Raw genomic sequence first — 13,220 nt, forward strand, 5'->3', positions numbered from 1 at the left:
TCTATAAAGTGGGAGTTATCAACTAAACTAAAGATCAGTTCATCAGGGATTCGATGTTATGCCTAAGTTGTATTGGTCTTTATGGTTGTTGATATACTCCTCTTGCAATTATGCTGTTGAAATCCAGCCATATATTGTCAATGGTTCCAATGCGAATATCGTAAATTACCCCTCATTTGCCAGTCTCTTTTATCGCTCTGATAGCCTCTACAGTACTTCGTCATATTGCGGCGCGACCATGATCAATTCGCGGTATGTTTTGACAGCTGCCCACTGTATCTACGGCGATGACAATCTAATGCTACATACTGTCGTTGCCCCTCAACTGGAAGATGAAAGCAATTTTCTTTCCTCGCAACAAGCAAAAGCGAAAGCTTTTTATTACCCCGATAGCTACGTTGATTCTGCAAGCGCTTTATGGCGAGATGATATCGCGATCATCGAATTAGAAACGGCGTTGGCAGTGTCTGATTACACCTCGATACTAAACACCACAATCAATAACACCTTCTCTGATAGTGATGAGTACAAGGCGGTTGGTCACGGCTATATCGAAGGTAATGTTGCTGGTGGCACACGGCTACTTGAGACTGAGCTTACCTACATCAGCACACAATCTTGCCAGTCCATCTATGGCAGTGCTTTAACTTCAAGCCACTTGTGTTTTACCGGACCGATTCAGGGAGGATATCGTAATTCTACCTGTAATGGTGACTCTGGTGGCCCTGTGTATTGGTATAACGGTAGTCAATACATTCAAATTGGCATCACCAGTTTTGGCCCTGCGACTTGTGGTGATACAAGTGTGGATGTGACCTCTGTGTTTACCGATATACATGATTATCAAGCCTGGATAGGTCGAGTGATCAATGGTCAAGAAGAGCCAAAGGCTTATGTTGTCACCTCCGGTGACGTACGAACGTTGATCAATAATGATTCAAATTCAAACGCCGAATCAGTGTCGGCTCCAGTTGAGGCAACTGAGTCTAGCGGCGGAGCATTTGGATTACTAAGTATGCTTTTTGTTACGCTACTACTTTTAGTCAAGCATCCAGTCGCATTAGGCCGAAACGAGTCTAGTTAACATCTTTCTCACAAATAAGAATTGCACTACAACTATATGAATATTATGAATGTTTAATGGTTTATCTATAAACCTTAGCCAATCTACATGTTGACTATTTGTGTCTAAACGATAGTTTTAAGTCACCGATAGAGATGCGCTGAGGTTTCCGCTATGACGAACAATGATGTTTACCAAATCACCCTTATTTCTGATATCAGTATGCAGTCGAAGCTGCTCAAAGATTCATTAGAGAAAGGCCTCCCTATACAGGTTAATATTGTTTCTTCTGAAGCGTTGAGGGCTTTTGACTCTAATGGTGGAAAAATCGATGAGCTGGTCTTGATTGATTTTCATTATTTAGATGACGAGAAGTTTGAGTACTACAACAACGCGAAGAATCAAAGCAAAGCGACTATCAAGGAAATAGTGTTTAATTGCCCGATCGAAGCGCCTTCTAGTCAGCTGTTCAAGTGGCGCAATTTGGTTGGTGTGTTTTATATCGATGATGATGTTTCTTTGCTCTTGAAGGGCATGGATAAGATCATGAATGATGAAATGTGGTTATCACGCAAGGTTGCTCAAGATTACATCGAGCATTTCCGCTGTGCGAATACTGTAACGACCTCACAAGCTTATGCCAACCTGACTAAGCGCGAGAAGGAAATCATGCGTCTACTCGGCCATGGTGCATCTAACGTGCAAATTGCTGATGAGTTGTTTGTCAGCGAAAATACTGTGAAAACGCACTTGCACAACATCTTCAAGAAAATTAATGCCAAGAACCGTCTTCAAGCACTACTGTGGGCCAATAATAATATTGCCTTGGAAGAGCGCGTGTAGCGGCAGTATTCAAAGTCTCTTTTTAAACAGGTCTGATATCGCTATCAGACCTTTTCTATTTAGAATACACAGTGCTTGGTATAGCTAGCAGCGTCATTGGCGCTCCAGTCACCTTTAGGGGTATCTTCAAGATCATTACACCAAGCTTCGCTACCAACAGCATCTTGTAATACGCAGTGTTTCGCGTAATCCACTGCGCCTTGAGCGTTCCATTCACTTTTTGGCGTCTCTGCCATGTTATCGCACCATGCTTGCGTGCCGACTTCATCTTTACATGCGCTTAGGGCTAATAATGTAAATAAAGCTAACGTAATTTTCTTCATCTCTATATTCCTAATTCTGTTCGGCGCAACTATACCTAAAAAGCAAAAAATGTGTGTAAGTAAAAGATTAAAACAGCGAAAAATGGCCCATCGAAACGTTTCGATGGGTGAGGCAGGTCACTTTGCTTAGCTGATCTCAGGCGCCAAAGAGGATCAAATTCACACTCTATAAATTGCACTCTCGTAATTCTTTAATGAGCGATTAATATTCTATCGAAACGTTTCGATGAGTTTTCTCTCAATAACAAGAGCGATAAAAACGACGAAACTCACGCTGGTTTGAACGTGTATTCGATAGGTCGATGAAATGAAAAAAAGTACCCTAATAAATTCTGAGCTTTCCTACTTAGTGGCTACGTTGGGCCACACTGATGAAATCACCATTTGTGATGCTGGTTTGCCTATTCCCGATGAAGTTCAGCGTATCGATTTAGCGCTTACTCATGGTGTCCCTTCTTTTCTCGAAACAGTCAAAGTGATCATGAGTGAGTCCCAAGTTGAGGGCGTGGTTATTGCTGAAGAGTTTGTCACAGTCAGCCCTAAGCACCATGACGCGCTAGTTAAACAGATCAAAGCGGAAAGCGAAGCGACCGGAAAGTCGATTTCAGTGACTTATGTTTCCCATGAAGAGTTTAAGTGTCGTACGGCGAATAGTCGTGCGGTGGTTCGCACGGGTGAATGCACGCCTTATGCGAACGTGATATTTCAAGCTGGTGTGGTTTTTTAGCGCCCGTAACGGAAAGGAATAATTATGACTCAAGCCATCTTACAGCTGAGTTCGATTGAAAAGGCTTTTCCGGGCGTGAAAGCGCTCGATAAGGCGAGCCTGAATGTTTACTCAGGGCGCGTAATGGCGCTAATGGGAGAAAACGGCGCAGGTAAATCGACCTTAATGAAAGTGCTAACTGGTATCTACTCAATGGATGCCGGGTCAATTCACTATCAAGGTGAACCCGCGGCATTCAAAGGTCCGCGAGACTCGCAACAAGCGGGTATTAGCATCATTCACCAAGAGCTTAATTTAATCCCTGAACTGACCATCGCAGAGAACATTTTCCTTGGTCGCGAGTTCACTAGCGCCTTTGGTGGTATTCAGTGGGGCAAGATGTATGACGAAGCTGACAAATTACTAGCGCGTCTTAACGTCAAACACAGATCAAAAACCTTGCTCGGTGATTTGAGTTTGGGCGAACAACAAATGGTAGAGATTGCCAAAGCGCTATCATTTGAGTCCAAAGTCATCATTATGGATGAGCCGACGGATGCGCTGACGGACACTGAAACGGAATCTCTGTTTAAAGTGATTAATGAGCTGCGTGAACAAGGCTGCGGCATCGTTTATATCTCTCACCGATTAAAAGAGATCTTTGAAATCTGTGACGACATTACTGTGCTACGTGACGGTAAGTTTATCGGCCAATGCCAAGTTTCAGAAACCGATGAAGATGGTCTGATTGAGATGATGGTGGGCCGTAAGCTTGATGAGCAATACCCTCGTATTGATGTGACTCATGGCGAGACCTGCCTTGAAGTCATTGGTCTCACTGGCTCTGGTGTCAACGATGTGAGCTTTACCCTTAAGCGTGGCGAGATCCTAGGTATTTCGGGCTTAATGGGAGCCGGTCGCACTGAGCTGATGAAAGTGATCTACGGCGCGTTACCTAGTGAGCGTGGTGTTATCAATCTTGATAACAAAACCATCAATCCGGTCAGCCCTCAAGACGGCTTAATCAATGGTATTGCGTATATCTCAGAAGATCGTAAAGGCGATGGCTTGGTACTGGGACTTTCAGTTAAAGAGAACATGTCTTTATGCGCGCTAGATAAATTGACCAAAGGTGGCCGCATTCAACATGGTGACGAAGTAGTGGCAGTTGAAGACTTCATCAAACTCTTCAACATCAAAACCCCAACTCGAGACCAAATCATTGGCAACCTATCAGGCGGTAACCAACAAAAAGTCGCCATTGCCAAAGGTCTAATGACCAAACCTAAAGTATTGATCCTTGACGAGCCAACCCGCGGTGTCGATGTTGGCGCGAAGAAAGAGATCTACCAACTGATCAACAAATTTAAAGCTGACGGTATGAGCATCATCTTAGTCTCTTCGGAGATGCCAGAAGTGTTAGGCATGAGTGACCGCATTTTAGTGATGCATGAAGGTCGCTTAAGTGGCGAGTTTGATGCCAAAGACGCCGATCAAGAAAAATTACTCGCCTGTGCCGTAGGCAAAAAGATTAATGAGGAAGCAGCATGAGTACCAATACCATGAGCAAACCAACCGCTACACACAGCAAAAAGCTGCTAAGCAAAGAATGGCTGATTGAGCAAAAATCTCTGATCGCACTATTGTTTTTAATCGTCGTGGTGTCGTTTTTAAACCCTAATTTTTTCACCGTCGACAATATTCTAAATATCTTACGCCAAACCTCGGTGAACGCGATTATTGCCGTCGGTATGACGCTGGTTATCTTAACCGCTGGTATCGACTTAAGTGTTGGCTCTGTCTTGGCTCTTTGTGGTGCATTTGCCGCGAGCTTGATCGCAATGGAAGTGCCGGTACTTATCGCAGTACCAACGGCTCTGTTTGCTGGTGCGGCGCTGGGGGCGATCAGCGGCGTGATCATTGCCAAAGGTAAAGTCCAAGCATTTATCGCTACGCTGGTGACGATGACGCTATTGCGTGGTGTCACTATGGTTTACACCGACGGTCGACCAATCTCTACTGGCTTTACGGATACGGCTGACGCATTTGCTTGGTTTGGTACAGGCTACGCACTGGGCATCCCTGTCCCTGTATGGCTGATGGTGATTGTATTTGCTTCTGTTTGGTATGTGCTTAACCACACTCGTTTTGGACGCTATGTTTACGCTCTAGGCGGTAACGAATCGGCGACTCGTCTATCTGGCATTAACGTTGACCGAGTGAAGATTGGTGTATACGCAATCTGTGGTCTTCTTGCAGCGCTTGCCGGCATTATCGTTACGTCTCGTCTTTCTTCTGCGCAGCCGACCGCTGGTATGGGCTACGAGCTCGATGCGATTGCTGCCGTTGTACTCGGTGGCACCAGTTTGATGGGTGGTAAAGGCCGTATCATGGGAACCTTAATTGGTGCACTGATCATCGGTTTCTTGAACAACGCTCTGAACCTACTTGATGTTTCTTCTTACTACCAAATGATCGCAAAAGCCGTGGTAATCCTACTTGCGGTACTGGTGGATAACAAAAATAAGTAACTCATAAATACCTAATTCATAACAGGTTCGGAGGAAAGGACTCCGGACCACCCTACACAAGGACTAACACAATGAAAAAACTCGCAACTCTTATATCTGCTGCACTTCTTTCATCAACCGTTTCTGTTTCAGCGCAGGCACAAGACACGATGGCAATCGTACTGTCTACACTGAACAACCCATTTTTTGTCACGATGAAAGATGGTGCGGAAGCGAAGGCAAAAGAGCTTGGTTACGACCTGATTGTTCTGGATTCGCAGAATGACCCGAGTAAAGAGCTATCAAACATTGAAGATCTTACTATTCGTGGCGTGAAAGCGATTCTGATCAACCCAACGGATTCAGATGCGGTTTCAAATGCGATTCGTATGGCTAACCGTTCTAACATCCCTGTGTTGACGCTAGACCGTGGTGCAAGCCGTGGTGAAGTCGTGAGCCACATTGCGTCTGATAACGTAGTTGGCGGTGAAATGGCGGGTAACTACATTGTCGAAAAAGTGGGTATGAAAGCGAAGGTTATCCAGCTAGAAGGTATTGCGGGTACATCAGCGGCGCGTGAGCGTGGTGAAGGCTTCATGAATGCTGTTAAAGGTAGCGACATGAACGTACTGGCGAGCCAACCTGCTGACTTCGACCGTACTAAAGGTCTAAACGTAATGGAAAACCTACTGGCGGCTAACCCAGATGTACAAGCGGTATTTGCTCAGAATGACGAAATGGCGCTGGGTGCACTGCGTGCTGTTCAAGCCTCGGGTAAAGATGTCATGATCGTTGGTTTTGATGGTACAGATGATGGTATCGCAGCGGTTAACCGTGGCAAGCTATCAGCAACGATTGCACAGCAGCCGGATCTGATTGGTGCGCTAGGTATCGAAACAGCAGACAAAGTATTGAAAGGTACGACGGTTGATCACTACATCCCAGTTCCTCTGAAAGTCATTACTAAGTAATAATTCTGCCTTCCTTCCCATTTTATCTGTCGTATGGGAGGGAGGGCGAATAAGCTTGCGTTCTTCACTGTATCCAAGAGCGCAAACTTATTACTCCTGTTCAAATTGTATAAAAGGTTCACAAAGAACCGAGGATAACCGTATGAATAAGTTAGTGGTTTTAGGTAGTGTTAACGCTGACCATGTTCTTCAAGTGCCTTCTTTTCCTCGCCCAGGCGAGACGTTGCATGGTCGAAACTATCAAGTTATTCCTGGTGGTAAAGGGGCAAACCAAGCAGTAGCAGCAGCTCGCTTGAAAGCAGACACCGGTTTTATTGCCTGTGTCGGTGATGACGCGTTTGGTATTAATATTCGTGAAAACTTTAAGATGGATAACATCAACATCGCGGGTGTCAAAATGCAGCCTAATTGCCCAACAGGCATTGCGATGATCCAAGTGTCAGACAGTGGAGAAAATAGCATTTGCATCTCTGCGGAGGCGAATGCCAAATTAACCGCAGAAGCGATCGAGCCTGATCTTGAACGCATTCGCCAAGCAAACTACTTGCTGATGCAGCTAGAAACCCCTATGTGTGGTATTGAAAAAGCGGCGCAAGTAGCAAAAGAAGCTCGCACTAACGTTATTTTGAACCCAGCGCCAGCGCGAGAATTACCAGATTCACTGCTTGCATGTGTTGATGTGATTACGCCGAATGAGACTGAAGCGGAACTGCTAACGGGCGTGACAGTAACCGATAACGACAGTGCTCAAGAAGCGGCGAATGCACTTCACCGCAAGGGTATTGAAATTGTGCTGATTACCTTAGGCGCTAAGGGCGTGTGGTTAAGCCAAAATGGCCGTGGTGAGCTCATTGCAGGCTTCAAAGTGGATGCGACAGACACCACAGCGGCGGGAGATACCTTTAATGGGGCATTGGTCACTGGTCTATTAGAAGATTTGCCTTTAGAATCAGCGATTAAGTTTGCTCATGCAGCTGCGGCTATCTCTGTGACTCGATTTGGTGCTCAAACATCCATTCCGACACGTGATGAAGTGGATGCATTTCTAGAACAACGAATCTAACTCAAGACCCACGTATGGAGACAATGACATGGCGACAATGAAGGATATTGCCAAACTAGCCGGAGTATCAACTTCTACAGTTAGCCATGTCATTAACAAGTCTCGATACGTGAGTGAAGAAATCTCAGAGCGAGTCAACAGCGCCGCTAGAGAGCTCAACTACCGTCCTTCCGCGCTTGCTCGAAGTCTTAAAGTGAATCGCACTAAAACCATTGGTATGTTGGTGACGACATCAACCAATCCATTCTTTGGTGAGGTTGTGAAAGGCGTTGAGCGCAGTTGTTATCACCAAGGCTATAACCTTATCTTGTGCAATACCGAAGGGGATAACGAGCGCATGCGTGGCTCGATCGATACCCTTTTGCAAAAGCGTGTCGATGGACTGATATTAATGTGTTCCTCTCTAGAGGGTGAGCGCATTGATGTTTTTGAGCAGTACCCTGACATTCCTGTTGTGGTGATGGACTGGGGACCAATGTTGTTCACCAGTGACAAGATTCAAGATAACTCTTTACGTGGTGGTTACCTTGCGGCGAAGCATCTAATAGATTGCGGACATAAGCAGATTGGCTGTATCACTGGTCCGTTAGTTAAGCATCAAGCCCAAATGCGTTATGAAGGCTATAAACGCGCTATCAACGAAGCAGGGCTGACATTTAACGCTGATTGGATTGTAGAAGCTGACTTTGAGTGTGAAGGGGGCTATGACGCCTTTAATCGCATCTACGCCAAAGGCCAGCTGCCAAGTGCTATCTTCGTCTGCAATGATATGATGGCAATGGGTGTGATTAATGCCGCCCATGAAAAAGGCATACAGATTCCTCAAGACCTTTCTATCATTGGCTATGATGACATTCACATCGCCAAGTTCATGACTCCCTCGCTTACCACTATCCACCAACCCAAATATCGCCTTGGTAAGGCAGCAGTTGAAGCTTTGCTTAATAAGGTTGAAGGTGGCTCCACCGATGCTCAGGTGGTTCAGCTAGAACCGACGCTTGTCGAACGCTCAACAGTACTGACGCTTAACTAACTTACCAATAAATAGTGGCGAGTGGCTCTCAAGGGTTGAGCCGCTAATCCCATAAATGGCTAGAACTGTGCTAAACCTAAGTTAGGGCTAATATATTTATTGGATGAGCAAATGGAATTGTTCGCAGACTACAACAAGAACGAGACTGATCCTCCGACTAATCAGCACAAGCAAGCTGAACCTTGGACTGTATTGCTTGTTGATGATGATGAGCAGGTGCACCAAATCACTCGTTTAGCTTTATCAGGATTTTCCTTTGATGGTCGTCCGCTTAATCTCATTTCTGCTTTTTCTGCTCAAGAAGCCAAACAGGTTTATCATCAACATACTGGTATCGCCCTTGCACTGGTTGATGTCGTGATGGAGAGCGATCATGCAGGACTTGAATTGGTAAAATATCTGCGAGATGAGGTTAAAGATACATTAATTCGTGTTGTTCTGCGTACTGGACAGGCGGGACAAGCGCCGGAAGATGTGGTCATCCGTGAATATGAGATTGATGATTATAAAGAGAAGACAGAACTCACAATCCAGAAGCTAAAAACGCTGCTCTATTCTATGTTGAGAGCTTATAGAGATTTATGTCTAATCGATGCTCAAAAGACTGGATTGAAAAAAGTCATTGAGTCGTCAGCCAAAGTGCAAAACACCACCACGCTCCAAACCTATGCATCGTCAGTACTTGAACAGCTTACCTCTTTACTGCAATTGGAAAAGTCTGCGTTTTACTGTGTGGTAAAACCTCGACCTGATGGTGAGCCTTCGCGTGCTCTGACCTTAGCGGCAACCGGAGAGTATGTGGACTGTTACAGTGAGTGTGTGATAGATAAGTTGCCTGAAGAGGTCGCGAGTCGCTGCCAAACCGTTCTTGAGGAACGCAGTTCACAACACTTTGGTGATGCATTTGTTTTCTACGCCCATGATGAGCAGGGTGTCGATAGCTTACTGTACGTCAACTTTCATCAAGTTTTGTCTGAGCTAGACATTCAATTGCTCGAAATTTATATGCAAAATATTGGGCTTACGTTTGAGAATTTAAACTTGATGTTGGATATTCGTGAAACTTCCAAAGAGTTGGTGTATAGCCTTGCAAATGCGGTGGAGGCACGAAGCAGAGAAACGGGAGCCCATGTGCAGCGGGTCTCTATTTTTTGTGAGAAGCTTGCTCTGCTTTATGGTCTTAGTGATGAAGAAGCCAATATGATCAAACATGCGGCTCCACTTCATGATGTGGGTAAGGTCGCTGTGCCAGATTCCATTTTGCATAAACCGGGCAAACTGGATGCAAGTGAATGGGAAGAGATGAAAAAGCATGTGGATTATGGTGTCGAAATTCTTGACCGCTCTACACGCCGTTTGATTGTTAAAGCGAAAGAGATCGCGGCTTACCACCATGAAAAATGGGATGGAAGTGGGTATCCAAACGCGTTAACGGGTGAAGAGATTCCAATTAGCGGCAGGATTGCTGCTCTGGCGGATGTATTTGATGCGTTAGGTTCTAAGCGCAGTTATAAAGAACCTTGGAGTGATGATCAGATTAGACAAGAGATCATAGGTCAAAAGGGCAAACACTTCGAACCTAAGCTGGTGGAGTTATTACTGGATAATTGGGATGAATTTATCGCTGTACGTCAGTCGTTGCCGGACTGATTAGGTATTTCTAACGGCAGTTCTTTCGGTAGAATTAATTGAAACAGTACTCCGCTCCCGAGCTCAGATTCAAAAGCGAGCTCACCTTTTAGCTTTTGTTTGACGAGGTTAAATACCAAGTTCAACCCCAACCCTGAGCCACCCTTACCGCGCTTAGTGGTGTAGAAAGGCTCAAAAATTTTCTGGTGCAAGCTAGCATCAATACCAGCGCCATTATCTCGATACTCTAGAATGATGTTATTTTTATCTTGTTTGAAATGAATAGTGATTTTCGCTTCAGCTACGTCGTCAAAAGCGTGATTGATACTATTCATGATAAGGTTTGATATCACTTGGGTCAGAACCCCAGGAAGGCTGTACATTACTAACGAGGTATCACCTTCGAGTAATGGCGTAACAGGCACTTTTCGTGTTTCGGGATGAAGGCTAGCGACCAAAGCTTCTATAACTTGTTGGACATTGAATTGACTACGACTCTCAGACACTTGGTCCACGGCGGTTTGTTTAAAGTCCCTGATGAGCTTAGCGGCTCGATTTAGGTTTTGTTCAAGCATGGTACTGCTCTCTGTTAAGCAGTCAAGTAGCGTGCGAAATTGCTCTGTGGTTAATGTTTGGTCGTTGAATGCTTGGTTCGCTTCGTCTGTGACTTCTTTAATCACAGAGGTCGCAGTGACCGCTATTCCAAGTGGTGTATTGACCTCGTGGGCGACGCCAGCCACTAAACCGCCAAGAGCCGCTAATTTTTCTGATTCGATTAACTGATCTTGGGTTTGCTTAAGTTGTTGCATACTTTGCTCAAGATCTTGAGTGCGAATCGCGACGGTTTTTTCAAGATTTTGGTTGAGCTCCTCGATCTCGATTTGAGTCAGTTTAAGCTCGGTAATGTTGATTGCTGTGCCGCGGAAACCAATAAACTCCCCTTTGTCAAAGCGAGCTTTTGCCTTAAACAGTAGGAAAACTTGCTTGTCATTGATGGTTAGGGCTTCCTCGCACATCGAGATGTTGTATTGGTTTTTTAGCCTGCTACAGAGAGATTTACATGGTGCTAATGCAGGTACTTCTTCGAGTATAGGTTTAGTATCCGTGGCGATCTTTAATGCGAAGCGCATACTCTCTGAGCAGTAGACTAGTGCACCGGTGGCATCGGTCTCCCATAACCAGTCAGATGATATATGGGCAAACTCTGCCAAACGTTCTTGTTCATTTTTGATGTTCCCATACAGCCTAGTGACGTTATCGGTAATCTTATTGGTTTCGGCGGCCAACCAGTCGATCTCGTCCTCCTTTTCTGTGATCCACTTGAAGTGCTCTAACTCTATCGGTTTGGCTGGGTGTCTAGGGTTGTATTTACGTAGATACTGAGCAATCGAAAATATGCGTCGATTAATGCTTTTGTGGAACACTATTAAGATGACAAAACAGACCAGAAAGGTTTTAGCTGCATTTAAACTTAAGGTATAGATTGCTTGCCATATGAGGTAGTTATATATCTCTTGTGCGTCGGATTGAACGTGTATCTGGCCGATTTCTTCAAAGCGAGTGGTATTGGGGTGATGGTAGACCAAAGGGTACTGTTTTGATATTGAGTTTGTAAGTACTTCCTTACCTGACTGGAATGTGTAATCACCACTTGTGATTTTTAAATGATCTACTCTGGGTAAATTAACTAAGCCGTCAATTTCCTGCTGAAGTGCAATTAGATCGAAGTCCCAAAGAAGAGTCGCGATTAATGGAGCGTGGACATCTCTTACTTCGATTTGGCGCTGTTGAACCGTATCAAACTCTTTTTTATAGTCCCATGAAAGCTGTAATAGTGTGGTGAGTAGCGTAATTGCACCGCTGAGCAAAACCATGATCAAAATAATTCTTCTACCGATGCGGCTATAGAAGGGACTAGTCTGACTTTCTTCTATCTGTTTTGTTCGACTCATGGCGCTCAATCAATAGTTTATTTCTGAGTATAGCTTGCCGTAGAGTAAGTGGGACAATCATCCTGCAGAGAGCATTGAGCACAACTACACTTACTAGAGAGTTCAGAGGAGGTCATTATGCGTCTGCTAGCTGTATTGCTCATTATGGTAACGACAAACGCTTTTGCGACCAAAGTATTGCTCATCGAGAGCTATCACGCTGAGTACCCTTGGGATGTTAGCTATGTCAAAGGGTTAGAACAAACATTGCTGCCTTCAGTGATACTAGAAACGTTTCAGATGGACACCAAGCGAATACCCAAGAGCGAGTATGAACGTAAAGCAAACGAAGCTTTTAACGTGTATCAGCAACTCAAACCAGAGATTGTCATACTGGGAGATGACAATGCATTAGCATATATGCTGCCTAAACTTTATGATGAAGATATATCGATTGTTTTCTTGGGCATTAACTCCAATCCTAGGCACCTCTTTGGTCAGTACAAAGGCCAAGCAAAAATCACCGGCGTATTAGAAAGGCCGCTATTTGTTAAGTCACTTGGTGAACTAAGAACTATGTTTTCCGATGATCCTTTCAAGGTTAGGGTGATGTTTGATTCAGGGGTGACTTCCCAGATCGCAAAAGAGCACATAGATAATCAATATCGCTTAATTCAAGAAAATTTGGGTATTGATGTGGAGATTCTAACTATTGGCACTAAGCAAGAGTGGCGCGAAAGCGTTTTGCGAGCCAAAGAGGAAGGCGTTAGTGTGATTATTATTGGTTTGTACCATACTCTGGTCGATGAGACGGGTAAAAATGTACCGGCTACTCAAGTGATCAATTGGACAAGTGATAATTCACCTTTACCTATCTTTGCTTTCTGGGATTTTGCTGTAGGGGAGGGTAAAGCGGCAGGAGGCATTGTATTATATGGCTATAGCCAAGGTGAGATGGCGGCCACTTTGGTCAATAGAATTGTAAATGGAGCGTCGGCTAGTAGTATGCCGATTCAGATCGAAAACAAGGGCAGTGCTATTTATTCACAGGTGGCGATGGAGCAATGGGGTTTGACTGCTCCAAGTCATTGGAAGTCCATTGATTAGATGAATTGGATGTTGAATGAATCACAATATTTGCTAATGTT

At 44.7% G+C, this 13,220-nt stretch carries 12 protein-coding genes; 10 read left to right on the plus strand and 2 right to left on the minus strand.

Features of this window, described 5'->3' with window-relative positions:
• Positions 1-58: 58 nt before the first annotated feature.
• Together ACHUFZ_RS03380 and ACHUFZ_RS03385 are read left to right on the plus strand one after the other, a co-directional pair.
• Positions 59-1,084, plus strand: coding sequence for a S1 family peptidase (locus tag ACHUFZ_RS03380; RefSeq protein WP_394125885.1), 1,026 nt, complete (start codon positions 59-61; stop codon positions 1,082-1,084).
• 153 nt (positions 1,085-1,237) lie between these two features.
• On the plus strand, positions 1,238-1,906 hold the full coding sequence (locus ACHUFZ_RS03385) for a LuxR C-terminal-related transcriptional regulator (RefSeq protein ID WP_394125886.1): 669 nt from the start codon (positions 1,238-1,240) through the stop codon (positions 1,904-1,906).
• Between the two features lie 59 nt (positions 1,907-1,965).
• Here ACHUFZ_RS03385 and ACHUFZ_RS03390 read toward each other — a convergent pair whose 3' ends face one another.
• Positions 1,966-2,229, minus strand: a complete 264-nt coding sequence (locus ACHUFZ_RS03390) for a DUF3012 domain-containing protein (RefSeq protein ID WP_134837163.1) — start codon at positions 2,227-2,229, stop codon at positions 1,966-1,968.
• 307 nt (positions 2,230-2,536) lie between these two features.
• On the opposite strand from ACHUFZ_RS03390, the gene rbsD reads away from it, so the two are divergent.
• The 7 genes from rbsD to ACHUFZ_RS03425 all read left to right on the plus strand — a co-directional run bounded on the left by rbsD (position 2,537) and on the right by ACHUFZ_RS03425 (position 10,162).
• Positions 2,537-2,956 (plus strand): D-ribose pyranase, encoded by a 420-nt coding sequence (rbsD, locus tag ACHUFZ_RS03395; protein ID WP_394125887.1) that lies wholly within the window; start codon positions 2,537-2,539, stop codon positions 2,954-2,956.
• A gap of 24 nt (positions 2,957-2,980) precedes the next feature.
• Entirely contained in the window at positions 2,981-4,486 is a 1,506-nt protein-coding gene (rbsA, locus tag ACHUFZ_RS03400; protein WP_394125888.1) for a ribose ABC transporter ATP-binding protein RbsA, read from the plus strand.
• Positions 4,483-5,466: a ribose ABC transporter permease gene (rbsC, locus tag ACHUFZ_RS03405; protein ID WP_134837160.1), complete on the plus strand. Its 984-nt coding sequence runs from the start codon at positions 4,483-4,485 to the stop codon at positions 5,464-5,466. Before rbsA ends, rbsC begins: the two co-directional genes overlap by 4 nt.
• A gap of 71 nt (positions 5,467-5,537) precedes the next feature.
• The gene (gene rbsB / locus ACHUFZ_RS03410) at positions 5,538-6,416 is read left to right on the plus strand and encodes a ribose ABC transporter substrate-binding protein RbsB (protein ID WP_394125889.1); all 879 of its coding nucleotides are present in this window, start codon (positions 5,538-5,540) and stop codon (positions 6,414-6,416) included.
• A gap of 142 nt (positions 6,417-6,558) precedes the next feature.
• Positions 6,559-7,479 (plus strand): ribokinase, encoded by a 921-nt coding sequence (gene rbsK / locus ACHUFZ_RS03415; RefSeq protein ID WP_394125890.1) that lies wholly within the window; start codon positions 6,559-6,561, stop codon positions 7,477-7,479.
• 28 nt (positions 7,480-7,507) lie between these two features.
• Positions 7,508-8,512: a substrate-binding domain-containing protein gene (locus ACHUFZ_RS03420; RefSeq protein WP_394125891.1), complete on the plus strand. Its 1,005-nt coding sequence runs from the start codon at positions 7,508-7,510 to the stop codon at positions 8,510-8,512.
• A gap of 111 nt (positions 8,513-8,623) precedes the next feature.
• Positions 8,624-10,162 carry a DUF3369 domain-containing protein gene (locus ACHUFZ_RS03425; RefSeq protein ID WP_394125892.1) on the plus strand — a complete coding sequence of 513 codons (1,539 nt, stop codon included), beginning with the start codon at positions 8,624-8,626 and terminating at the stop codon, positions 10,160-10,162.
• Here ACHUFZ_RS03425 and ACHUFZ_RS03430 read toward each other — a convergent pair.
• A complete protein-coding gene (locus ACHUFZ_RS03430; RefSeq protein WP_394125893.1) occupies positions 10,144-12,093 on the minus strand; it encodes a sensor histidine kinase in 1,950 nt (649 codons plus the stop codon). The two genes, ACHUFZ_RS03425 and ACHUFZ_RS03430, sit on opposite strands and share 19 nt — an antisense overlap.
• A gap of 117 nt (positions 12,094-12,210) precedes the next feature.
• On the opposite strand from ACHUFZ_RS03430, the gene ACHUFZ_RS03435 reads away from it, so the two are divergent.
• On the plus strand, positions 12,211-13,179 hold the full coding sequence (locus ACHUFZ_RS03435) for an ABC transporter substrate-binding protein (protein ID WP_394125894.1): 969 nt from the start codon (positions 12,211-12,213) through the stop codon (positions 13,177-13,179).
• The last annotated feature ends 41 nt before the right edge of the window (positions 13,180-13,220 follow it).

The organism is Vibrio hepatarius (assembly GCF_043642085.1).
Taxonomy (GTDB): Bacteria; Pseudomonadota; Gammaproteobacteria; order Enterobacterales; family Vibrionaceae; genus Vibrio; species Vibrio hepatarius_C.

Bases quoted from the DNA above. Each gene is read 5' to 3' on its own strand.
- ACHUFZ_RS03430 (WP_394125893.1), bottom strand. From the start codon at position 12,093: ATGAGTCGAACAAAACAGATAGAAGAAAGTCAGACTAGTCCCTTCTAT.
- ACHUFZ_RS03385 (WP_394125886.1), top strand. From the start codon at position 1,238: ATGACGAACAATGATGTTTACCAAATCACCCTTATTTCTGATATCAGT.
- ACHUFZ_RS03425 (WP_394125892.1), top strand. From the start codon at position 8,624: ATGGAATTGTTCGCAGACTACAACAAGAACGAGACTGATCCTCCGACT.
- rbsA (WP_394125888.1), top strand. From the start codon at position 2,981: ATGACTCAAGCCATCTTACAGCTGAGTTCGATTGAAAAGGCTTTTCCG.
- rbsB (WP_394125889.1), top strand. From the start codon at position 5,538: ATGAAAAAACTCGCAACTCTTATATCTGCTGCACTTCTTTCATCAACC.
- rbsC (WP_134837160.1), top strand. From the start codon at position 4,483: ATGAGTACCAATACCATGAGCAAACCAACCGCTACACACAGCAAAAAG.
- ACHUFZ_RS03380 (WP_394125885.1), top strand. From the start codon at position 59: ATGCCTAAGTTGTATTGGTCTTTATGGTTGTTGATATACTCCTCTTGC.
- ACHUFZ_RS03420 (WP_394125891.1), top strand. From the start codon at position 7,508: ATGGCGACAATGAAGGATATTGCCAAACTAGCCGGAGTATCAACTTCT.
- rbsK (WP_394125890.1), top strand. From the start codon at position 6,559: ATGAATAAGTTAGTGGTTTTAGGTAGTGTTAACGCTGACCATGTTCTT.
- ACHUFZ_RS03390 (WP_134837163.1), bottom strand. From the start codon at position 2,229: ATGAAGAAAATTACGTTAGCTTTATTTACATTATTAGCCCTAAGCGCA.
- rbsD (WP_394125887.1), top strand. From the start codon at position 2,537: ATGAAAAAAAGTACCCTAATAAATTCTGAGCTTTCCTACTTAGTGGCT.
- ACHUFZ_RS03435 (WP_394125894.1), top strand. From the start codon at position 12,211: ATGCGTCTGCTAGCTGTATTGCTCATTATGGTAACGACAAACGCTTTT.